Here is a 20,720-nt window from a genome sequence, read left to right as displayed (position 1 = left end):
AGTCAGGTTTGCACAGCAAAATCGTGATCGTAGGCGGCGGGGCGGGCGGGCTGGAGCTCGCCTGCAAGCTCGGCCGCAAGTTGGGGCCGCAGGCGGTGACGCTGGTCGACAGCCGCCAGTTCCACATCTGGAAGCCGTCGCTGCACGAGGTGGCGGCCGGCACGCTGGACGTGCATCAGGAAGGCTTGTCCTACCCGATGCTGGCCCACGACAACGGCTTCACCTTCGTCTACGGGCCGATGCAGGCGCTGGACGAGGCCGGGCGCCGGCTGACGATCGGCCCCATCTACAGCGGCGACAGCGGCCAGCGCGAACAGGTGCTGCCCGAGCGCCGCATCGGCTACGACGCGCTGGTGCTGGCGGTCGGCAGCGTCTCCAATTATTTCGGCGTGCCCGGCGCGGCCGAACACACCATTTCCCTGAACGCCACCGAGGACGCCGAGCGCTTCCGCCTGACGCTGCTGAAGCTGCTCACGCAAGCCGAGCTGCGGAAAAGCACGCGGCCCGAGGCCGGCGTCGACATCGTCATCATCGGCGGCGGCGCCACCGGCGTCGAGCTGGCGGCCGAGTTGCGCGAGGCCAGCGGCGTGTATGCCGCCTACGATTTCCATCGCCTCGACGCCGAGCGCGATGTCCGCATCACCCTGCTGGAGGGGGCGCCGCGCATCCTCGCGCCCTTGCCGGACAAGGTGGCGGCGGCCGCGCTGGACCTGTTGCGCGAACGCGCCGTCACCGTCGTCACCGACACTCGCGTCACCGCCATCACCGCCGATTCGGTGACGGCCGGCGACGTCGTCTATCCGGCGCAACTGGTGGTGTGGGCGGCCGGCATCAAGGCGCCGCCATGGCTGGCGCAGCTGGGTCTGCCGGTCGCGAAATCGGGCCAGATCGAGGTCGACGGCCACCTGGCCGTGCCGGGCCATCCGGGCATCCACGCGCTGGGCGATTGCGCCGCCTGCGCCGGGCCGGACGGCAAGCCGGTGCCGCCGCGCGCGCAGGCCGCGCACCAGCAGGCCGATTACCTGTTCCAGGCGTTCATGCGCCAGCACAAGGGCAGGGCGCCGCAGGCGCATCCGTACGTCTACCGCGACTACGGTTCGCTGGTGTCGTTCGGCCAGACCACGACGGTGGGCAGCCTGATGGGATCGCTGAAGGGATTGAGCTGGTTTGTCGACGGCCTGGTCGCGCGGCTGATGTACGTGAGCCTGCACCTGATGCACCACCGCGCCGTGCTCGGCACGGTGCGCACCGGCGTGCTGGCGCTGGCGCGCTTCCTGATCAAGCGCAGCACGCCGCTGGTCAAGCTGCACTAGCACGCCGCCGGTCGAACCGCACCGGCGCGGCGTGCCGGTCTCGCTACGGCTTGACGGCGAACAGTCCAAATTCGGCAAGATCCGTAAAGGTGGCGTCGCCGTTGTTGGCCGCGATGTCGAGGCGGTAGTAGCGATAGGCGCCCGGAGTGGCGACCGTGTAGCCTTTCAGCTGGTTGCGGCCGGTGAACGCCTGGTCGCTCTGGGTGTCCAGCGTGGTCCAGGCGAGGCCGTCGTTGGACGCCTGCAGCTGCCAGTCCTTGGGATCGCGCGGGACCAGGCCTGTGGAGCTGATCACCGTATAGCGCCGCACGGTTTCAGCATGGCCGAGGTCATACTGCAGCCAGCCCGTCGCACCCGGATAGAACCATTGCGTCGCCGAGTTTTTGTCGAAGGCGTAACCGGCGTTGGCCGGGTTGTTCTTGCTGTCGCTGGCGGTGCCGCCGGTGGCGATGTTCACCAGCGGATGAGCCGGTGTGGCGCTGTCCTCGGGCGACGTCAGGCTGGTGCCGGCGGAGTTGGTTGCCGTAACCGCGTAGTAGTAAGTCGTGCCGTTGGCCACCGAGCGATCCGTGTAGCTGCCGCCCGTGATATCCATCGCAATGGTCGAGTAGGGGCCGCCGCTGGAGGTCGAGCGCATCACCGTGTAGCCGGTGGCGCCGGCGGACTGCTGCCAGCGCAGCGGGACGGCGGCATCGCCCGGCGATGCGTACAGCATGGCGGGCGCGGCGGGGATGACGCTCGGCGCGCGACCGTCGCCGCCGGTGATCTGGACGTTGCTGAAGGTGGAGGTGTTGAGCGTGCCGTTGGCGTGCGAGACGACCATCAGGCCCACATAGATGGTGTCGGGCAGCGGGGCGTCGATGCGGCCGGCGTCGGTGGCGGCCCAGTTGCTGCCGTCGGGAGAGATGTAGCCGGTGATCATGTTGCCGATGCGTTCGAGCTTCACCCAGTACGACGGCACGCCGTTCGCGATGGCGAGGGCCTTGTTGCCGTAGTTGTTGCCGCCGTAGACCGCGAGGTTCTGCATGTTCTGCTCGACCTTGACCTGGTTGCTGACGGCCATCCAGGCGCGGGGCGCGCCCTGGGCCAGGCTGGTGCGCATCATCACGCCGGCCTTGGCGTACGGGCTGGTGTTCTGGAGCGACTCGACTTTCGCGATGATGGCGCCGTCGCCGGTGAGGGCCTTGTAGCTGAAGTGGCAGCTGTCGGTCGTGCCCCAGCTGTCGGCGCCCGCGCCCGCCACGCTCCATTTGCCGGCGGCGTAGCTGGACGTGCCGGCCGGCGTGGCGCCGCCGATCTCGATATTGCTCAAGCCCGAGGTGATGGAGGCGACTGCGGGAATGGCGAGCGGCGGTGGCGGCGTGGCGGTCGAGGTGTCGCTGTCCTTCAGGAACATGAAGCTGCCGCTGTCCACCGGCATCCAGAGGCGTCGCTGAGCGATGTAGGGGGCTTGCATGCCTTTTCGGAGGACATAGGCGCCATGGATCTGATTGAGCGCGATGTTGCCGCCGCCCCAGCCGCTCCAACCGCGGTTGGTGGCGTCGGTGAGATAGTAGGCATCGGTGGTGCCAAACGGCAGGGCGGTCGTGGGCACGAGTTCGTTCACCCGCGCGTAATATTCGCCGGCCGCCAGCAGGCGGTCGTCCAATTCGGAGTAGACGTCGATGCCTTGCTTCCAGAGCGCCTCGGCCAGCATGACCAGCGACCTGAGCTGTCCATGGGCGTGCCCCTGGTCGCGCAGCGAGTCGCCCAGCATGCCGAGGTCGTTGGAGTTGCGCAGGCCGATGTGGGCCAGCGAGCGGGTCTGGTACACCACCCGGTCCAGCATCGCGCTGTCGTCGTTGAAGATGGCCATCAGGCCGAGGGCGACAAGGGCGAGCGCCCCCTTGTTGGCGGCGCCGAACTGGTTTTCGCCGTAGGGATTTGCCGCCGGCATCAGGACGTCGTTGAAGTACTTCTTCACGACGGTCGTGTCGTTGTCCGTCCAGCCGCCCCAGGTGCCGCGCAGGATGTCGGCGGCGCCGACGAACTGGTAGGCGTAGTCGCCCAGATCGAGCATCGACTCGCGGCCCGTGAACGCGGTCTGGGTGGTGGCCCATGCCATCAGGATTTCGTGTGCTTTCCTGGCGTAGTCGTCGTTGCGTGTGAAATACCACATCCGCGAGAGATTCCAGATGGCGACCATGTCGTTGCGCCATGCCCAGAGATTCACGTCGGGGGCGCGGCCCACGGTCGCGAACGGCCCGGCCATGGCGTAGGTGAGCTTGGCCTTGCCATCGTTCGCCAACAGCTTGTAGGCGGACGTCCACGGTTCCCTGCCTTGATCGACGTTGGCCTTGAGCGCGGTGAGATCCGAAAGGCTGAGCGGCGCGCCCGGATGCATGAAAGGGCCCGCCGTCGCGGCATCGCCGTAAGCCGGGAGCGTGGCCGAGCTCAATGCGAGCAGCGCGGCGGCAAGACGGGTGCGATCGAACGGGGAAGTCTTTTGATTTTGGTTTTGCATAAATTACATGAACATCACCTGCCGGCGCCGCAGCGTCTGGCGTGGATCGGAGCGCAAAGGGCGGAATCGTGGCTGCGTGCGGTCCTAGGCGGCCGGCTTGGGCAGTATCATCGTCAGCGTGACGCCGTGCTCGGCGCCGGCCGCCAGCGTCAGCGTGCCGCCCAGGTAGGCCGCCCGCTCGCGCGCGGTGCGCAGGCCGAACTTGCCGCTGAGCTGGCCCAGCACGCCCGCCAGCGGCGCGTTCAGGCCGATGCCGTTGTCCTTGACCGTCAACATCACCTCGTCCTCGTTGTCGTCGACGATGACGTCCACCTCGGTTGCGCGCGCGTGCATGGCGATGTTGCGCAGCGCCTCCTCCAGCGTGTGCAGCAGCACGATGCCGTGGCTGCGTGGACAGTTGAGCTCGTCCTCCGGCAGGCTGCAGCGCGCGGTCATCTGGTGCTGCTGGCCGAACTGCTCGACCGCCTCGCCCAGCGCCACGCGCACGCCGAGGAATTCGAGCTTGTCGTTCCACAGCTTGATCTGCATCTGGCGGTTGGTCTCGACGATCTGCATCAGCAGCTGCTTCATGTGGGCGGCGCGGTCCTGCAGCGCGGCGTCCTGCGGCATTTTCTGCATCAGCAAACCGAGGTGCATGGTGAGCGCGGTCAGCGACGAGCCGAGGCTGTCGTGCAGCTGGCGCGACAGCGAGCGGCGCTCGTTGTCCCAGCAGGTGTGGACGTGGCCGAGCAGGTCGCTCAGGTCGGCGCTACGCAGGGCGTCTTGTTCTAGTGGTGCCGGGACGGACATGGTTCTCTCTGTTAGGACGGACTGTGTCTCTCGATGATACCCGAGCTTTGCAAGTCGTGGCGCACTCTGGCGCGCTCACTGCCGCACCGGCACCCGCACGCAGCCGCCGATCGCCTCGGTCAGCTGGTCGATGTCGACCGGCTTGACCAGGTGGCGGTCGAAGCCGGCGTCCATCACGCGCCGCAGGTCCTCGGCCAGGCCGTAGCCGGTCAGGGCGATCAGGCGGATGCCGCGCGTGGCCGGATCGGCGCGCAGCCGGCGCGCGCCACCTCGTAGCCGTCGATGCCGGGCAGGCCGATGTCGACAGCGCCACGTCCGGCCGCGGGCGCGCGGCGGCACCACGCCGTGGCCGTCGGCCGCCGGTGCACCGTCGTAGCGTAGCAGCTGAGCATCGCGGTATCATCTCGCGGCCGTCGTCGTTGTCCTCGATCAGCGGGATGGTGGGGCGGCCGGCGCCGCGCCGCGCGCAACGCCGGCCTCGACCAGAGAGGCCGGCGGCGCCGCCTGGTGCTCGATGCGCGGCAGGCACAGCGGTGAAGGACCGCTTACTTGCACCGCCCGGCCTGCTGTCGGCGGCGATGTCGCGCTGATGCAGCTCGGCCAAGCCGGCGCACCAGCGACAGGCCGATGCCCAGGCCGCCCTGCGCGCGGTCCAGCGTGCTCGAGCCCTGCACGAACACGTCGAACACATGCGGCAGCAGGTCGGCCGCGATGCCGACGCCGGTGTCGCGTACGCTGAGCACGACGTCGTCGTTCTCGGTCCAGGTGCGTACCTCGATGCGGCCGCCGGCCGGCGTGTACTTGAGGGCGTTGTCGATCAGGTTGCTGGTGATCTGCTCCAGCCGCGTGGCGTCGCCCTCGACCCAGCCGGGGTCGAGGTCGTTGACCAGCTCGTAGTCGGCGCTGCGGCCGGTGGCGCGGTAGGTTTCCAGCGTCTGCGCCACCAGCGCGGCCAGGTCCAGCGGCGCGCGGTTGAGCAGGATCTTGCCCGACATCGCGCGCGACAGGTCCAGCAGGTCGTCGACAATGCTGCCCAGGTGCTGGCTCTGGCGCTGGATGATCTTGCGGGCGCGGCCGACGCCGTCGGCCGACACGCCCGGCAGCCCGATCAGCGAGGCCGCGCTGCTGATGGCCGACAGCGGGTTGCGCAGCTCGTGGCCCAGCATGGCCAGGAACTCGTCCTTGGCGTGGTTTTGCCGCTCGGCCGATTCGCGTTCCTCGATCTCGCGCGTGAGGCGCTCGTTGGTGGCGGTCAGCTCGGTGGTGCGCTGGCTCAGCTGGCGGGCCTGGCGCTTGAGCTCCTCGTTCTTGGTGGCCAGCGCGACGAACACCGCGACCTTGGCGTGCAGCACCTGCGGGATCACCGGCGTGAACAGGAAGTCGACCGCGCCGCGCTGGTAGGCCTTCAGGCGGTCGAGCTCGTCCGCGAGGAAGGCGGTGATGAAGATGATGGGGATGTTGGCCGAGCGCGCGCGCTGGTGGATCGCCTCGGCGGTCTCGAAGCCGTCCATGCCGGGCATGTTCACGTCCAGCAGGATCACGGCGAAGTCGTGCATCAGCACCTGGCGCAGGGCCTCCTGGCCCGAACGGGCCGCCAGCACCTCATAGGCTTCCTGCTCCGCCCACTGGGTGAGCAGGCTGGTCAATGCGAACAGGCTGTTGGCATCGTCGTTGACCACCAGGATTTTGGGTTTTTCAGTTTTAGGCACGGGGTCTCTGCATCCTGCTGACACGGCGAAATCTTCGCGGCCTTGTAGCTGCCAGAGAAGCAAGAAATTGTCGCCAAACCATCATATCAATTGCATATATGAATGTCAAAAACGGTCCCTCAATCGAACACGGCGGCAGCCATGCGGCGCCAGTGTTCGGCGCCGTACAGACCGCGCCGGCGCGCGTTGCGATAGTGGGGGCCAACCTCGTTGAAAGGACACATCATGAATATCGATACTGTGGTGGATAAGGAATACCTGGGCCAGAGCTTCCGCGCGCTGGCCGACGCGCCCACCAGCGCGTTGCGCGGCCTGAGCGCCAAGGACGCCAAGGCGCTGGCGCAGGCGTTCAATGTGCACACGGTGCGCGAGCTGGCCGCGCTGGAGTTCGTCAAATGGGCCGCGGCCATCACCACCCTGGCCGACCTGGAGCAGGCCACGCCGGAAGAGCAGGCCAAGGAGACCCTGCTGGACGACGGCCTGGAGATGACGTTCCCGGCCAGCGATCCGGTGTCGGTCGACGCCGGCGTCACGCGCATCGAAGTGGCGCCGGAAAAGGTCGACGCGCACGACGACCACCAGCACGCCGGCAAGATGGAGCACGACGCGCGCACCGGCGTGAACCCGGCAGAAGCCGCTCAGGCGGCACCGGCGACATCGCGTGGTGCTGCTGCGGCGGCATATGGGCATCATCTGCGCGGTATGCAGCAGCGGTTCTTGCCCGAGCGCTTGGCCTCGTACAGCGCGGCGTCCGCCACGGCGATCACCGACGCCACCTGGTCGGCGTCGTCGGGATAGATGCCGATGCCGATGCTGGTCGACAGGCGCAAGGTCAGGCCGTTGACGAGGTAGGGTTCGGAGACCGCCTCGATCAGCTTGGCGGCCGGCTCGTGGGTGTCGCCCGGCTGGCTGATATTGCCCATGACGATGACGAACTCGTCGCCGCCGACGCGGGCCACCGTGTCCTCCTTGCGGGCGCAGCCGACCAGCCGCTGCGCCACCATCTTGAGGATCTCGTCGCCGGCCGCGTGGCCGTGGGTGTCGTTGATGGCCTTGAAGCCGTCCAGGTCCAGGTACATGACGGCGGCCTTGTTCTGCTGGCGCGTGGCGTGCTGCAGCACGGTGGCGATGCGGTCCTCGAGCAGGCGGCGGTTGGGCAGGCCGGTGAGCGGGTCGTGCAGCGCCAGCTCCTGCTGCTGGCGGCTGTACTGCGCCAGCTCCTTGTACAGCAGCCGCACCTCGAGCATGTTGTGGATGCGCTTGTGGACCTCGAGCAGATCGAACGGCTTGCTGATGAAGTCGCGCGCGCCCGCCTCCAGCGCGGCGATCTTGAAGCTGGGCTGGGCGGTCAGCGCCAGCACCGGCAGGTAGCCGCCCTGTTCGATTTCCTTCAGGCCCTTCATGACCTGGAAGCCGTTCAGGCCCGGCATCTGCAGGTCCAGCAGGATCAGGTCGTAGCAGTGCTGGCGGTGCAGCGGGCACACCTGCTCGGGCAGCATGGTGGAGGCGACATCGGTATAGCCGGCTTCGCGCAGGATCTCCAACATCAATTCGACGTTGTCGGCGCTGTCATCCACCACCAGGATCTTGGCGTGCAGGATTTCGTCTCGGCTCGGCATATTGGTCTCTGTCTGTCTCAAATTCGGCCATTCTGGCCGGAAAGTTATACTCTCACGATCATAGCGCATGCGTCTGTGCTGCGGCGCACACCTGCGCATGATATTTCCATGTGGAAACTAATTGTACCTGCTTTTTCGTGATTTTGTAGTTTACCAACCGAATTTCGGATTGCTTGTAGGACATTGCCGCGTCTGCGGGTAGGAAATGTTTTATTTCGTAATAGTAATAGTCGCCACGCCTGTTGAGCGTTTGTCAACCCCGCTCAGGCGTGGCGGTGGTGGGCGCCCATGGCCACCTTCGCGATCAGCTCGTTCGGCTCGACCGGCTTGGCGATGTGCGCCAGGAAGCCGCTCGACAGCGCCTTGATGCGGTCCTCCGAGCGGGCGAACGCGGTCAGTGCGATGGCCGGCAGGTCGCCGCCGCGCGACGGGCCCAGCGCGCGCACGCGGTCCAGCAGGCCGTAGCCGTCCACCTCCGGCATGCCGAGGTCGCTGACCATCAGGTCCGGGCGCGCGTGTTGCAGCAGCGACAGCGCCTCGGTGGCGGTGGCCGCGGTCAGCACGTCGGCGTTGCAGTCGGCCAGGATGCGCTTGATCAGCTCGCGCGCGTCGTCCTCGTCGTCGACCACCAGCACCTGCAGGCCGGACAGGTCGTGGGCGGCCGCGCGGCGCCCGCCGATGGCCGCGCCCAGCGGCTCGTTGGCGCCGCGCCGGCGCGGCAGGCGCACGGTGAAGCAGGTGCCATGGCCGACGCCCTCGCTGGCGGCCGCCACGGTGCCGCCGTGCTGCTCCACCAGGTGCTTGACGATCGCCAGTCCCAGCCCCAAGCCGCCGTGCTGGCGGGTGGTGCTGGCGTCGGCCTGGCGGAAGCGCTCGAACACGTGGGCCAGGAAGTCGGGCGCGATGCCGATGCCGTTGTCGCGCACGGCGATGGCGATCTGGTCGCCCTCGCGCCGGATGCGGACTTCGATGCGGCCGCCGGCCGGCGTGAACTTGAGGGCGTTGGTCAGCAGGTTCCAGATGATCTGCTGCAGGCGGTTGGCGTCGCCGGCCACCATGCCGGGCGCGGGCTCGAACTCCTGGGCGATGTGGATCTGCTTGGCCTCGGCGGCCGGGCGCACGGTGTCGATGGCGGCCGCCACGATGGCCGACGGCGCCAGCGCCAGCATCTCCAGCCGCACCTTGCCGGAGGCGATGCTGCTCATGTCGAGCAGGTCCTCGATCAGCTGGGCCTGGGCGCGGGCGTTGCGCTCGATGGTCTGCAGGCCGCGGTGCAGGTCGGCCTGGTCGCGGCTGCCGCGCCGCAGCACCTGGGCCCAGCCGAGGATGGCCGTCAGCGGCGTGCGCAGCTCGTGCGACAGCGTGGCCAGGAACTCGTCCTTCATCTGGCTGTTGCGCTCGGCCTCGGCGCGCGCGTGGCGTTCGCTGTCGAGCAGGATCTTGCGCTCCTCGGCGGCCTGCTGCGAGGCCTCGTACAGGCGCGCGTTGTCGATCGCGATGGCGGCCTGGGCGGCGATGCCGCCGATGATGCGCTCGGTGCGCTCGCTGAACATGGCCGGCTCGGGATGGCCGAAGTGCAGGCAGCCGATCACCGCGCCCGAGCGCAGCGCCACCGGCACCGCCAGGTAGCTGCGCCGCGGCGGCTGGGCCGGCGGGCCGTCCGCGCCGCCGCCGTTGCGGGCGTCGGCCGGCCAGTCGTCGCTGCGCACCGTGCCGTTGCGCACAGCGGGGCGCTCGGCGGGCGCGCCGTCGCGCGGCGGCCGAAGCCGGCGCAACCGGCCGGGGCGTCGCTCGACAGCATGTGCAGCATGCGCGCCTTGCCGTGGCCGTCGGCGCCGTGGTAGCAGAAGGCGCCGAAGCGGGCGCCGCTGATGCGGGTGGCGGCGTCGGTCACCTCCTGCAGCAACGGATGCAGGTCGCGGGTCGAGGCCAGCGCGTTGCCGGTGCGGTTGACCAGCTCCAGCACGGCGGTCTGGTCGCGCAGCGCCTCCTGCACCCGCTTGACCTGGTCGACGTCGGTGCTGGTGCCGAACCAGCGCAGCACGCGGCCGGCGGCGTCGTGCACCGGGTTGGCGCGTGTGAGGAACCAGCGGAACTCGCCGTTGGCGCTGCGGATCGGCACCTCCAGCTCGTAGGGCTGGCCGGTGGCGCGCGAGTATTCCCAGCGCTCCAGCATGGGGACGATGCAGTCGGGCGCGTAGACCTGGCGCCAGCCGTCGCCGCCCATCTGCTCGGGCGTGGTGCCGGTGTAGGCGTACCACGGCTGGTTGTACCAGACCTTGCTGCCGTCCTGCTCGGCGATCCAGGCCAGTTGCGGCATCGAATTGGCGAGCGCGCGCAATTCCAGCTGGCTTTGCCGCAACGCCTCCCGCGCGCCCAGCAAATCGTGCTGGGCGGTCGTTGAAGTGGGGAGCGCGGCGTCGTCCGTCGGGGGCTGGGGCGTTACGGCGTCGTTGGGCTCGTTTGGAAGAATCATGTAAGGCTTCGGGCTGCCGCGAAACCTGTGGCCGCCGGACGGCGGCCGTCAGGCTCGTCAGACTTGCGCTTGACGTTTTACGGTGTCTTTATTGTATGCCCATCTCCCGCCGTGGCTACGCACGGTTGGCGGCGGCTCAGGCCGGGCGGGCCGCCAGGCGTTGGGCGATCTGGTCCAGCGCGGCTTGCAGCTGTTCGATGTCGTAGGGTTTTTGCAGCGACTGGGCGGGGAATTCCAGGTGGCGGGTCAGGGCGTCGCCGTAGCCGGAGGCGAACAGCAGTTGCAGCGCAGGGCTCTGCTTGCGCGCCAGGCGGGCCAGCTCGACGCCGGACATGCCGGGCAGGCTGACGTCGGTGAACAGCACGTCGAAGGGCTGGCGCGCCAGCTCGGGCAGGGCGTCCTCGCCGGTGGCGGCGGCCTGCACCTCGTGGCCCAGCGCGCGCAGGGTTTCGCAGACCAAGTAGCGGGCGTCGGCGTTGTCCTCGACCACCAGCAGGCGCAGCGGACGGGCGGTTTCGGCCGGTGGCGCGGCCTGGGCCGGCGCCAGCGTGCACAGCACGCCGGCCACGCCGCCCGTCTCGTTGCGCACCGGGGTGTAGTACAAATCCAACGGCAGCTGGGCGACGCCGTTGTTGCGCCACACCGGCAGGCTCACGCCGCGGTGGCTGGTGCTGTCGCCGGCCCAGGCCTGGCGGATCGCGGCGCCGTTCCAGCTCCACGCGGCCGGCTGGATGGACGGCACGCCGCCGCCCGGCGCGCGCAGGCTCGACAGGCCGGTCAGCACCGCGTAGGCGTCGTTGTAGACCATGATTTGTTCGGGACCCCACATCAGCAGCATGGCGGTGGGGGAGTTGAGCAGGATGTCCACGGTCAGGCGCAGCGGCAGCGGCCAGCCGGCCGGTTCGCCAAGGGCGGTGCGCGACCAGTCAGGGGAGGGCGGCGCGACGGCGGTGGATGGTGTCATGCTGGGGCAACCTGTCTGAATTTGTCTTGGAAGGCAAAGCTGACCGCATCGTACACTAAAAAAAAAGCCCGCTACAGGAGCGGGCTAAATCTATTTCCTTGGAGGAGAATAGAGGAGACAGGTGAATGATGCTGCATTGCGCAAACGAATGCAAATTTTTTCTGATGATGAGCGTGATCACTGGCATGAATGAAGCCACCCGCAAGCCTTGGAAATGCTGGATTTGTGAGTGAAACGGCCATGTTTTTTTCCGCGTCCGGGCGGGCTGGCTGTACACTGGCGGACGGCGCGGCGCAGTGCCGCAAACTGGAGGCGCGATGGCGACGGTGTTGAAGCACAGGAAAGTGAATATTGTTGTTCTCGAACAAAGCGAGCAGATCGCGGACAACTGCCGGCCGGGCGACATCGCCATCATCACCGACGCCGCCGGCTGGTGGATCAAATTCGTCGGCGAGGGCGGCCAGATCGATTGCTACGGTGTGCCGTACGCGTCCTACAACGAGGCGCTGTGGTCGGCCAAGGCGGCGGCCGAATTCGGCACCTGACAGAGAGTGCTGGACAAGCCGGGGGAGTGTCCCTATAATGCTGCTTCTTTCGAACGGCATGCCGGTTGAAGGAGATGCAGCAAAGCAGTTTGCAAAGTGGTTGATTCGGTGTTTCGTGCGCTTGACCAACTAAACGATAGAAAATATCGAACTTTGCAAAACGAAATTAATGCTTTATAATGTTGCTTAAGCGGCTGTAGCTCAGCTGGATAGAGTACTTGGCTACGAACCAAGGGGTCGTGGGTTCGATTCCTGCCAGCCGCACCAAAAATTCGTAAGTGAAAGGGCCTGAAGAGCGATCTTCGGGCCCTTTTGCTATAAGTGTAAGCCCTTGAAACAGATTGCAAAATTTCTTCAAGGAATGCTTCGCCAAACAAGAAAACGCTGTTATAATCTTGTTTTTCGCGGCTGTAGCTCAGCTGGATAGAGTACTTGGCTACGAACCAAGGGGTCGTGGGTTCGATTCCTGCCAGCCGCACCAAAATTCGTAAGACGAAAGGCCTGAAGAGCGATCTTCAGGCCTTTTTTCTTTATCCAGCCAATTCCGCCTGGCCGGATTCCTTCACCACTGCGGTGCGGAGATTCCGTTCGATTTTCAGCAGAACGATCAACAGGACCAGGCCGGCAAAGATCATGAAGCCCGCGCCGGCGGCGTAGAGCGAAGATGTGGAGCTGGCCCGCGCCGTCTCGGCAGCTTGTTGGGCTTCCATTTTTTTCGCTTCTATTTGTTGCGCGTCGTTTTTGAACTGGTCGCCAAAATGGCTCAGCAGGCGGCCATATTCTTCGTTCATATTCAATTTCGCGCGAGCGAGGATGGCTGGGTTTTTCGTCGCATCGTTAATGACGGGAATGAATAATTTAAGGAAGTCGCGCCCCAGGCTGGGGTCTTGCGCCATGCTCTCGAACCCTTCGTGCAGTTGTTCTTTGTTGAGGGTCACTGTGGCGCCGGCCGCTTTGATGAACGAATCGACCGCTTTATAGTAATCCTCGAACAGGGGATCCAGCTTCCGGGTGACCTGCTGTGAGGAGTCTGAAGTCCGGTCGACGCCTTTTGCCGGGGCTTGCGCTTGCTTGGCCGGCTCGTAACTCGACAGATTCAGCTTGATCTCGTCTTTTACGGGAGTGGCTTGGGCATCATGGGTATTGATATAACGAACTCCCAACACGACGCTGGCGACAATGGCCAGGGTTGCGACCAGCAGCAAAACTATCCGCAGTAATTGCAGGTAGACCTGTTCTATTTTTTGAATCATTAATTTCTCTCCGTGTCACATAATGTGGGGAGTGCATTGTATGCGGCACAAATGGCGGGAAATTACACGAATTATCACTTTTGCCCGTGCGGACCGCTGAAAAACGCGCCGTAAAAAAAGTCGTCGCCGCTCTTCTTGATTTGAATTTCCCCTGCTATAATGTTGTCTTTCGCGGCTGTAGCTCAGCTGGATAGAGTACTTGGCTACGAACCAAGGGGTCGTGGGTTCGATTCCTGCCAGCCGCACCAAAATTCGTAAGACGAAGGGCCTGAAGAGTAATCTTCAGGCCCTTTTTCTTTATGGCTTGCGGGCCTTGGCGCATTGCGCCGACAGGATCGAGCGTTCCATCGCGTCGGTGACGGCGCGGATGTGCTCCGGCGTGCAGTTGGCGGCGCTGACCGCGACCGGCTGCACCTGCCGGGTCAGGCTGCGATAGCCGAAGATGCCCAGCAGCGCCGCGGCGGCCAGCGTGATGGCGACGTTGGTTTTGGATTTCAAAGATCATTCCCTTTTTGATAGTGCTTCCATGATACACGGGCCTCGTGCGATGATTGTCCGATCATCATCCCGGAGGAGCGTGCATGACCATCATCACCACCGTCGAAGACCTGCGCGTCTTGGCCCAGAAGCGCGTGCCGCGCATGTTCTACGATTACGCTGATGCCGGCTCGTGGACCGAATCGACCTATCGCGCCAACGTCGAGGACTTCCAGCGCATCAAATTCCGCCAGCGCGTGGCGGTCAACCTGGAGAACCGCACGCTCAAGAGCGCCATGGTCGGCCAGGAAGTGGCGATGCCGGTGGCATTGGCGCCGACCGGCCTGACCGGCATGCAGCACGCCGACGGCGAGATCCTCGCCGCCAAGGCAGCGGAAAAATTCGGCGTGCCGTTCACGCTGTCGACCATGAGCATCTGCTCGATCGAAGACATCGCCGCCAACACCAGCAAGCCGTTCTGGTTCCAGCTGTATGTGATGAAGGACCGCGAATTCATCAACCGCCTGATCGACCGCGCCAAGGCCGCGCGCTGCTCGGCGCTGGTGCTGACGCTGGACCTGCAGGTGCTGGGCCAGCGCCACAAGGACTTGCGCAACGGCCTGTCGGCGCCGCCCAAGCTCACCATCGCCAACATCGTCGACATGGCCACCAAGCCGCGCTGGGTGCTGGGCATGCTGGGCACGAAACGCCGCAGCTTCGGCAACATCGTCGGCCACGCGTCGTCGGTGTCGGACATGTCGTCGCTGTCGGCGTGGACCAGCCAGCAGTTCGACTTGAGCCTGTCGTGGAAGGACGTCGAGTGGATCAAGCAGCGCTGGGGCGGCAAGTTGATCATCAAGGGCATCATGGACGCGGAGGACGCGCGGCTGGCGGTGGAGAGCGGCGCCGATGCGCTGATCGTCTCCAACCACGGCGGCCGCCAGCTGGACGGCGCGCAGTCGTCGATCGGCGCGCTGCCGGCCATCGTCGACGCGGTGGGCACGCAAATCGAAGTGCACATGGACGGCGGCGTGCGCTCCGGCCAGGACGTGATCAAGGCGCTGGCGCTGGGCGCCAAGGGCGTCTACATCGGCCGCCCGTTCCTGTATGGACTGGGCGCGATGGGCGAGCAGGGCGTGAGCAAATGCCTGGACATCATCCGCAACGAGCTGGATCTGACCATGGCCTTCTGCGGCTTGCGCGACGTCACCAAGGTCGATAAAAACATTCTCCTGCCAGGCAGCTACCCGTGAAGCAGCCCAGCACCGGCAAGGGTTTGTTGCAGAAGGGTGTGGCCAGCCGCAGCGCCTTGGCGGTGGCCATGCTGCGCGCCGCCCACCAGCTGATCGACAAGCCGCCGGTGTTCGACGATCCGCTGGCCTTGTCCATCCTCGGTCCCGAGAACGAGGCCGTGGTGCGCGCCGCGCCACAAAAATTCGACAGCGGCGTGGTGCGCGTGCTGCGCGCCGCGATGGCCGTGCGCAGCCGCTTCGCCGAGGATGAACTGGCGCGGGCGCTGGACAACGGCGTGCGCCAGTTCGTGCTGCTGGGCGCGGGCCTGGACACCTACGCCTACCGCAATCCCGTGCCCGACCTGTGCGTGTTCGAGGTCGATCATCCCGCCACCCAGCGCTGGAAGCGCGGCCTGCTGGAGCAGGCCGGCATCGCGGCGCCGGAGTCGCTGACCTACGTGCCGGTCGATTTCGAACGCGACGACCTGGCCGACGCCCTGATGGCGGCCGGCTGCCGCCTGGACCAGCCGGTGTTCTTCTCCTGGCTGGGCGTGACCCTGTACCTGAGCACCGACGCCGTGTTCGACACGCTGGCCTTCGTCGCCGGCCTGCCATCGGGCAGCGGCATCGTGTTCGACTACGGCGTGGTGCCCGAGCTGCTCAACCCGATGGAGCGCATGGGCATGTCCTATTTCGCGCAGAAGTACGAGGCCGAGGGCGAACCGTGGATTTCCTACTTCGCGCCCGAGGTGCTGGCGTGCGAGCTGCGTGCCATGGGTTACGGCGTGGTGTCCGACCATGGCGCCGACCAGCTGCGCGCGCGCTATCTTGCGAGCCGCGACGACGGCCTCCGGCTCGGCGGCGGCACGCGCCTGATGAGCGCGCAAGTCAGCCTGACTCGCAATCGAGTCGATTAATTCAGCATGAACCACGCGAAGGAAACGGCGAGTGCCGTGGCGACAGCGAGCGTCCACAGGTTTCCCCAGTATCCGAGGTGTACGTCCTGCGGCTTGCCGCGGCGGTAGCGGATCGACACTTCGCTGCCCACCGCGTAATCGACCAGTCCCTGGAAGCCGTCGGCCTCGTAGTTGCGGCCGGCCACTTCATATCGGATCGAGATCCGGTAGTGGCGATTGAGATAGCCCTCCGAATCCTCCTGTTGATGCAAGGACGTGTGAGTGACGATGGCCGTACCGCGCCGGCTCAGGCACAGGAAGGCCAGCCTGTAGGCCAGCACCAGCACGAGCAGGCCTGCGAACGGCACCAGAATCACAGCCAGCAGCAGCTTCACCTGACTTGCCCCGGGCGCTGGTTAAGCCAGCACATTTCGGGGCGCGCCAGCCACCCACGCCTCGATGTTGTCGATCAGCTGATCGGCCAGCACCTGCATCGCCTGCGAGCTGGCCCAGGCTGAATGCGGCGTCAGGATGAAGTTCGGCAGCCGCAGGTTGAGCAGCACGTTGTCGGCCGGCGGCGGTTCCTGCATCAGCACGTCGAAGCCGGCGCCGGCGATCACGCCGCTGCGCAGGGCGTCGGCCAGTGCGGTCTCGTCCACCAGGCCGCCGCGCGCGGTGTTGATCAAGAGCGCGCTGCGCTTCATGCGGATCAGCTCCTTCGCGCTGATCATGTTGCGCGTCTTGTCGTTCAGCGGCAGGTGCAGGCTGATGATGTCCGAGGTCTCCAGCACTTCGTCGAAGCCCGCTTCGCGCACGCCGTCGCCAGCGGCGTCGGGTAGCGGCGAGCGCGTATGCACGATCACCTCCATGCCGAACGCCTTCGCGATCCGCGCCACCGATTTTCCCAGCGCGCCATATCCCAGCAGGCCAAGCCGGCTGCCCGCCAGGTCCGCGATCGGATGGCCGAACAGGCAGAACCGCTCCGACTTTTGCCACAAGCCGGCTTCGATGTCGGCGCGGTAGGCCACCAGTTGCCGGCGCAACGCCAGCATCAGCGCGAAGGTGTGCTCGGGCAGCGTGTGCACCGCGTAGTTGCGGATGTTGGAGACGACGATGCCGCGCTCGCGGCACGCGGCCAAGTCGATGATGTCGGTGCCGGTGGCCGCCACCGCGATCATCTTCAGCTCCGGCAGTTGTTCCAGGTCGGCCGCGCGCAAGGGCACCTTGTTGGTGATGGCGATGGTGGCGCGGGCGTCGCGCAGACGCTGCATGGCGTCGGCCGCCTTGGTGGCCGGATGCTCGCTCCACTCGTGTGCGAACGCCGGCTTGCGGATGGTGGCGATGACGCTGTCGCGGTCGAGGAAAACGATGCGGTGAATATCAGTCATGGCAGTCATAGTGCGACCTCAAAGGGAATCGGGCGCGCCGGCGGCGGGACCTTCGGCAGGCGCATGCCCGGATGGTTGGAAAACAGTTCGGCGACCCATTCGACAAACACCCGCACCTTGGCCGACAGGTGGCGGTTCTGCGGATAGACCACGTGCACCGGCAGCGGATCGGTGCTCCAGTCGGCCAGCAGCTGTTCGAAGCGGCCGTCCTTGAGCATGGGCTCCATCATAAAGTTCGGCATCTGCACGATGCCCAGTCCCGCCAGGCCGGCCGCCGTGTAGGCGTTGGTGTCGTTGACGGCGATGTGGCCGGGCAGCGCGACCTGGATGCGGTGGCCGTCGCGCGAAAAGTCCCAGTCGAACAGCTTGCCCGTGCGCGAGGAAAAATAGTTCACGCAGCGGTGCCGCATCAGCTCATCGGGATGCGCGGGCCGGCCGTAGCGGTCCAGGTAATCCGGCGTGGCGCAGGTGACGAACTGCAGGATGCCCACGCGCCGCGCGATCAGGTTGGAGTCGCCCAGCACGCCGCCGCGCACCGCGCAGTCGACGCCTTCCTCGATCAGGTCGATGGTGCGGTCGCTGCAACCCAGCTCCAGCTGGATGTCCGGGTAGCGCGTGAAGAAGTCGGGCAGGGCGGGGATCAGCACGTCGCTGGCCAGGCCGGTGGGCGCGTCCACCCGCAGCCGTCCGCTGGGACTGAGCCGGGTGCGCGATAGCGATTCCTCGGCCTCGCGCACGTCGGACAGAATGCGCAGGCAGCGCTCATAATAGGCGGCGCCGTCGGCCGTCACGCTGACCTGGCGCGTGGTCCGGTGCAGCAGCTTGACCGACAGCGTCGCCTCCAGCGCCTGGATCAGCGTCGAGACGGTGGCCTTGGGCAGCTGCATATTGTCGGCCGCGCGCGTGAAGCCGCCGGCGTCGACCACCTGCACAAACACTTCCATTGCTTGCAGTTTATTCATCTTCCCATCCCATTGTTCGGAATCCTGAACAATCAATTCGACATTGCGGTATTTATCAGATTGTAGATCAAGTTTAAGATTGCTGTACTGCACCAAGAAAGTACACGGAAGGAAAGGGGTTCAACATGAAATATCGGAATGGAATTGTTACGACGATCGCCCTGGCGCTGACTTCGGTCGCCCTGGCAAGCGTGGTCTATACCGATGCCTACTCGCAGGCGGCCAAGGCCGAGGCGAACGGCGTTCGTGCCCTGACCCAGGCGGCCGCCGGCGATACCGCCATCGCCTGCGCCGACACCGCCATGCTGTCCAGCGCCTCGGATACGGTGCAGCGATGAGCGCAAACGTCGAGCCATTGCCGCAGCTGTCGGATCTGATCAAAGTCCGCAACCTGGAAGTGCGCGGCGCGGAAGGCCCGTTGGCCGCCCGCGAGTACACCAGCGGCGAGGCCGGCGCCAAGCGCGACACGCTGATCGTGTTCTTCCATGCCGGCGGCTTCAATAGCGGCGACCTGGACGATGCCGACATGTTCCTGCGCCACATGGCCGACGACAACCAGGAGAGCACCGTGCTGGCCACCGCCTACACATTGGCCACGGTGCAGCCGTTCCCGGCGGCCGTCGAGGATGCCCACGCCGTGCTGAACTGGGCAAAGAAACACAAGGCCAAGCTGGGCTGGACCGGCAAGCGCCTGGTGGTGGCCGGCATCGAGGCCGGCGCCAACCTGGCGGCGGTGTGCGCGCTGATGTCGCGCGACCGTGGCGGCCCGGCGCTGGCCGGCCAGATCCTGGTGATGCCCATGCTCGATCCGGGCCTGAGCACCTGGTCGATGCGCGAGATGCAGAACGCGCCGGACCTGCTGGACGTGGCCGACGCCTGCGCGGCGGCCTACCGCGGTTACCTGCCGAACGCCGCCGACCGTACCCATCCGTACGCCTCGCCGCTGCAGTCGAGCCGTTTGAAGAACCTGCCGCCGGCACTGATCCTGTCGGCCGAAGACGATCCGCTGCGCGACGAAGCGGAACAATATGGCGCCAAGTTGATCGCCTGTGGAGTCAAGACCACCGTCAACCGAATGCCGGCCGCGGCCCTGAATGAAGCAGGGGCGCGCAACGAATGCGCGTGCAGGTGTTACGCGCTGGGAGAAATCGCCGGCTTCATCGCTGGCCTGGAACGGTCCGAGACGCCTCCAGCCTCATAGGATTCCCCAACCTTTAAGCAGTATCTGCAATCACGTCCCCACTGGCTTGCCGGAGGGGCGCTAGTACCGTGTTTTCTCGCAATTCGTTGAGGGCAACCGGTGCCGCCGTTTCTATTAATAATTTTCATACAAAAAGGAATGAACATGAAAACCATTAAACAACTCACCGTCGTAGCCCGGCCGCTGGCCGCCGCTATGGCGCTGGCGGGACTGGCCGCTTTCGGCCTCTCCGGTTGCGACGACGCGACCGGCAAGACAGCTGAAGCACCGGCAGCCGCCGGCGGTCCTCCGATTTCGGCCGCAGTGGTCGTCGAGAAAACCATCACCGAGACCCAGGAGTTCTCGGGCCGCCTGGAAGCGATCGAGCAAGTGCAGATCCGTCCGCGCGTGGGCGGCTTCATCACCGCCATCAGCTTCCAAACCGGGCAGCAGAAGTGAAGAAGGGCGAAGTCCTGTTCGTCATCGATCCGCGTCCGTTCCAGGCCGAAGCCAACCGCGCCGAAGCGGCGGCCGGCTCGGCCCGCGCCAAGGCCGAACTGGCCAAGGTGGAACTGGTCCGCGCCGAAAAGCTGCTGGCCGACAAAGCCATCGCCCAGCGCGAATACGACGCCCTGGCGTCGAGCCTGAAACAGCTGGACGCCGATGCCCGCGCCTCGCAAGCCCAGTACGAAGCGGCCAAGCTGAACCTGAGCTACACCCAGGTGACGTCGCCGATCAACGGCCGCGTGTCGAAGGCCGAAATCACGCTGGGCAACCTGGTCGACGCTTCGGCGGTGCTGACCTCGGTGGTCTCGCTGGAGCGCATCTACGCCTCCTTCGACGGCGATGAAGAGACCTACCTGCGCGTCGGCGCCGCCGCCCACCAGGGCAAGCCGGCCACCGTCAGGATCGGCCTGGCCAACGAAACCGGCTACCCGCACGAGGGCAAGCTGGAATTCGTCGACAACCAGCTCGACCCGCGCAGCGGCTCGGTACGCATGCGCGCCACCTTCACCAACACCGACGGCATGCTGGTGCCCGGCCTGTTCGCCCGCGTGCAGCTGGCCGGTTCCACTGGCGCCAAGTCGGCGCTGATGATCAACGACCGCGCCGTCAGCACGGACCAGGACCGCAAGTTCGTGTTCGTGGTCGACAAGGACAACAAGGCCGAGTACCGCCCTGTGACCCTGGGACCTGCGATCGACGGCCTGCGCGTGGTGCGCGACGGCTTGAAGCCTGGCGAGAAGATCGTCGTCAACGGCCTGCAGCGGGTACGTCCCGGCGCGCCGATCACGCCGACCGTGGTCGCCATGGATTCCGATCCGCTGGCCGCCAACGTGGCCAAACCCGAAGTTAAAAAAGATGAAAAAGTAGCGGCGGTCGCAGCCAAGACCGGCACTTCCAAGGAATAAAA

At 66.0% G+C, this 20,720-nt stretch carries 18 protein-coding genes, 3 tRNA genes and 3 pseudogenes; 11 read left to right on the top strand and 13 right to left on the bottom strand.

Going from position 1 to position 20,720, the window contains the following annotated elements:
- The first annotated feature begins 8 nt into the window (after positions 1–8).
- Positions 9–1,313, top strand: a complete 1,305-nt coding sequence (locus HUX88_RS27365) for an NAD(P)/FAD-dependent oxidoreductase (protein WP_176363792.1) — start codon at positions 9–11, stop codon at positions 1,311–1,313.
- A 43-nt stretch (positions 1,314–1,356) separates the two neighbouring features.
- On the opposite strand, the gene HUX88_RS27360 is transcribed toward HUX88_RS27365, so the two are convergent.
- From HUX88_RS27360 to HUX88_RS27350, 4 genes are all read right to left on the bottom strand, one after another.
- Positions 1,357–3,816 (bottom strand): discoidin domain-containing protein, encoded by a 2,460-nt coding sequence (locus tag HUX88_RS27360; protein ID WP_176363791.1) that lies wholly within the window; start codon positions 3,814–3,816, stop codon positions 1,357–1,359.
- A gap of 84 nt (positions 3,817–3,900) precedes the next feature.
- Entirely contained in the window at positions 3,901–4,605 is a 705-nt protein-coding gene (locus tag HUX88_RS27355) for a sensor histidine kinase (protein ID WP_117010056.1), read from the bottom strand.
- Between the two features lie 75 nt (positions 4,606–4,680).
- Entirely contained in the window at positions 4,681–4,944 is a 264-nt protein-coding gene (locus HUX88_RS33190) for a hypothetical protein (protein WP_308937151.1), read from the bottom strand.
- Between the two features lie 206 nt (positions 4,945–5,150).
- On the bottom strand, positions 5,151–6,314 hold the full coding sequence (locus HUX88_RS27350; protein ID WP_373886853.1) for a response regulator: 1,164 nt from the start codon (positions 6,312–6,314) through the stop codon (positions 5,151–5,153).
- Positions 6,315–6,539: 225 nt separating this feature from the next.
- Here HUX88_RS27350 and HUX88_RS31945 point away from each other — a divergent pair.
- Positions 6,540–6,923: pseudogene (locus HUX88_RS31945) on the top strand (hypothetical protein); the annotation flags it as partial.
- A gap of 80 nt (positions 6,924–7,003) precedes the next feature.
- Here the strand turns inward: HUX88_RS31945 and HUX88_RS27340 are convergent.
- The 4 genes and pseudogenes from HUX88_RS27340 to HUX88_RS27330 all read right to left on the bottom strand — a co-directional run bounded on the left by HUX88_RS27340 (position 7,004) and on the right by HUX88_RS27330 (position 11,373).
- Positions 7,004–7,933, bottom strand: coding sequence for a diguanylate cyclase domain-containing protein (locus HUX88_RS27340; protein ID WP_176363790.1), 930 nt, complete (start codon positions 7,931–7,933; stop codon positions 7,004–7,006).
- Between the two features lie 263 nt (positions 7,934–8,196).
- On the bottom strand, positions 8,197–9,708 hold the full coding sequence (locus HUX88_RS27335) for an ATP-binding protein (RefSeq protein WP_229219574.1): 1,512 nt from the start codon (positions 9,706–9,708) through the stop codon (positions 8,197–8,199).
- A 266-nt stretch (positions 9,709–9,974) separates the two neighbouring features.
- Positions 9,975–10,253, bottom strand: a pseudogene (locus tag HUX88_RS32805) (PAS domain-containing protein); the annotation flags it as partial.
- A 292-nt stretch (positions 10,254–10,545) separates the two neighbouring features.
- Positions 10,546–11,373 (bottom strand): response regulator, encoded by an 828-nt coding sequence (locus HUX88_RS27330; RefSeq protein ID WP_176363789.1) that lies wholly within the window; start codon positions 11,371–11,373, stop codon positions 10,546–10,548.
- Between the two features lie 344 nt (positions 11,374–11,717).
- Between HUX88_RS27330 and HUX88_RS27325 the strand changes: the two genes are divergently transcribed.
- The 3 genes from HUX88_RS27325 to HUX88_RS27315 all read left to right on the top strand — a co-directional run bounded on the left by HUX88_RS27325 (position 11,718) and on the right by HUX88_RS27315 (position 12,399).
- Positions 11,718–11,918 carry a hypothetical protein gene (locus tag HUX88_RS27325; protein WP_307720800.1) on the top strand — a complete coding sequence of 67 codons (201 nt, stop codon included), beginning with the start codon at positions 11,718–11,720 and terminating at the stop codon, positions 11,916–11,918.
- A gap of 190 nt (positions 11,919–12,108) precedes the next feature.
- Positions 12,109–12,185 (top strand) — tRNA-Arg (locus HUX88_RS27320).
- A 137-nt stretch (positions 12,186–12,322) separates the two neighbouring features.
- A tRNA-Arg gene (locus tag HUX88_RS27315) sits at positions 12,323–12,399 on the top strand.
- Between the two features lie 49 nt (positions 12,400–12,448).
- Here the strand turns inward: HUX88_RS27315 and HUX88_RS27310 are convergent.
- Entirely contained in the window at positions 12,449–13,171 is a 723-nt protein-coding gene (locus HUX88_RS27310) for a hypothetical protein (RefSeq protein ID WP_176363788.1), read from the bottom strand.
- Positions 13,172–13,342: 171 nt separating this feature from the next.
- Here HUX88_RS27310 and HUX88_RS27305 point away from each other — a divergent pair.
- Positions 13,343–13,419, top strand: a tRNA-Arg gene (locus HUX88_RS27305).
- A gap of 49 nt (positions 13,420–13,468) precedes the next feature.
- Here the strand turns inward: HUX88_RS27305 and HUX88_RS27300 are convergent.
- Positions 13,469–13,669 carry an entry exclusion lipoprotein TrbK gene (locus HUX88_RS27300; RefSeq protein WP_117010064.1) on the bottom strand — a complete coding sequence of 67 codons (201 nt, stop codon included), beginning with the start codon at positions 13,667–13,669 and terminating at the stop codon, positions 13,469–13,471.
- A gap of 83 nt (positions 13,670–13,752) precedes the next feature.
- On the opposite strand from HUX88_RS27300, the gene HUX88_RS27295 reads away from it, so the two are divergent.
- Together HUX88_RS27295 and HUX88_RS27290 are read left to right on the top strand one after the other, a co-directional pair.
- Positions 13,753–14,901: an alpha-hydroxy acid oxidase gene (locus tag HUX88_RS27295; protein WP_176363787.1), complete on the top strand. Its 1,149-nt coding sequence runs from the start codon at positions 13,753–13,755 to the stop codon at positions 14,899–14,901.
- A complete protein-coding gene (locus HUX88_RS27290) occupies positions 14,898–15,797 on the top strand; it encodes a class I SAM-dependent methyltransferase (RefSeq protein WP_176363786.1) in 900 nt (299 codons plus the stop codon). The genes HUX88_RS27295 and HUX88_RS27290 overlap by 4 nt, the downstream gene beginning before the upstream one ends.
- Here HUX88_RS27290 and HUX88_RS27285 read toward each other — a convergent pair.
- Genes HUX88_RS27285 through HUX88_RS27275 form a run of 3 tightly spaced genes read right to left on the bottom strand, consistent with a single transcriptional unit; the run spans position 15,794 to position 18,126 of the window.
- Complete coding sequence (locus tag HUX88_RS27285) at positions 15,794–16,171, bottom strand: DUF3592 domain-containing protein (protein WP_176363785.1); 378 nt, start codon at positions 16,169–16,171, stop codon at positions 15,794–15,796. The genes HUX88_RS27290 and HUX88_RS27285 overlap by 4 nt on opposite strands.
- Before the next feature lie 21 nt (positions 16,172–16,192).
- Entirely contained in the window at positions 16,193–17,164 is a 972-nt protein-coding gene (locus HUX88_RS27280; RefSeq protein ID WP_176363784.1) for a D-2-hydroxyacid dehydrogenase, read from the bottom strand.
- Between the two features lie 5 nt (positions 17,165–17,169).
- On the bottom strand, positions 17,170–18,126 hold the full coding sequence (locus HUX88_RS27275) for a LysR family transcriptional regulator (protein ID WP_117010068.1): 957 nt from the start codon (positions 18,124–18,126) through the stop codon (positions 17,170–17,172).
- Between the two features lie 125 nt (positions 18,127–18,251).
- On the opposite strand from HUX88_RS27275, the gene HUX88_RS27270 reads away from it, so the two are divergent.
- The 3 genes and pseudogenes from HUX88_RS27270 to HUX88_RS27260 all read left to right on the top strand — a co-directional run bounded on the left by HUX88_RS27270 (position 18,252) and on the right by HUX88_RS27260 (position 20,718).
- The gene (locus HUX88_RS27270; protein WP_117010069.1) at positions 18,252–18,464 is read left to right on the top strand and encodes a hypothetical protein; all 213 of its coding nucleotides are present in this window, start codon (positions 18,252–18,254) and stop codon (positions 18,462–18,464) included.
- The gene (locus tag HUX88_RS27265; protein WP_176363783.1) at positions 18,461–19,327 is read left to right on the top strand and encodes an alpha/beta hydrolase; all 867 of its coding nucleotides are present in this window, start codon (positions 18,461–18,463) and stop codon (positions 19,325–19,327) included. The genes HUX88_RS27270 and HUX88_RS27265 overlap by 4 nt, the downstream gene beginning before the upstream one ends.
- A gap of 144 nt (positions 19,328–19,471) precedes the next feature.
- Positions 19,472–20,718 (top strand): annotated as a pseudogene (locus HUX88_RS27260) (efflux RND transporter periplasmic adaptor subunit).
- Positions 20,719–20,720 lie beyond the last annotated feature (2 nt).

It is taken from the genome of Duganella sp. BJB1802 (assembly GCF_013369445.1).
GTDB classification, from domain to species: domain Bacteria; phylum Pseudomonadota; class Gammaproteobacteria; order Burkholderiales; family Burkholderiaceae_D; genus Rugamonas; species Rugamonas vulcania_A.
The sequence above is the reverse complement of the archived record's forward strand: the minus strand, read 5'-3'. Positions and strand labels throughout refer to the sequence as shown.

Excerpts from the sequence above, each read along its gene's own strand:
- HUX88_RS27270 (WP_117010069.1), top strand. The coding sequence starts at position 18,252 with ATGAAATATCGGAATGGAATTGTTACGACGATCGCCCTGGCGCTGACT.
- HUX88_RS27330 (WP_176363789.1), bottom strand. The coding sequence starts at position 11,373 with ATGACACCATCCACCGCCGTCGCGCCGCCCTCCCCTGACTGGTCGCGC.
- HUX88_RS27310 (WP_176363788.1), bottom strand. The coding sequence starts at position 13,171 with ATGATTCAAAAAATAGAACAGGTCTACCTGCAATTACTGCGGATAGTT.
- HUX88_RS27355 (WP_117010056.1), bottom strand. The coding sequence starts at position 4,605 with ATGTCCGTCCCGGCACCACTAGAACAAGACGCCCTGCGTAGCGCCGAC.
- HUX88_RS27275 (WP_117010068.1), bottom strand. The coding sequence starts at position 18,126 with ATGAATAAACTGCAAGCAATGGAAGTGTTTGTGCAGGTGGTCGACGCC.
- HUX88_RS27360 (WP_176363791.1), bottom strand. The coding sequence starts at position 3,816 with ATGCAAAACCAAAATCAAAAGACTTCCCCGTTCGATCGCACCCGTCTT.
- HUX88_RS27295 (WP_176363787.1), top strand. The coding sequence starts at position 13,753 with ATGACCATCATCACCACCGTCGAAGACCTGCGCGTCTTGGCCCAGAAG.
- HUX88_RS27265 (WP_176363783.1), top strand. The coding sequence starts at position 18,461 with ATGAGCGCAAACGTCGAGCCATTGCCGCAGCTGTCGGATCTGATCAAA.
- HUX88_RS27280 (WP_176363784.1), bottom strand. The coding sequence starts at position 17,164 with ATGACTGATATTCACCGCATCGTTTTCCTCGACCGCGACAGCGTCATC.
- HUX88_RS27340 (WP_176363790.1), bottom strand. The coding sequence starts at position 7,933 with ATGCCGAGCCGAGACGAAATCCTGCACGCCAAGATCCTGGTGGTGGAT.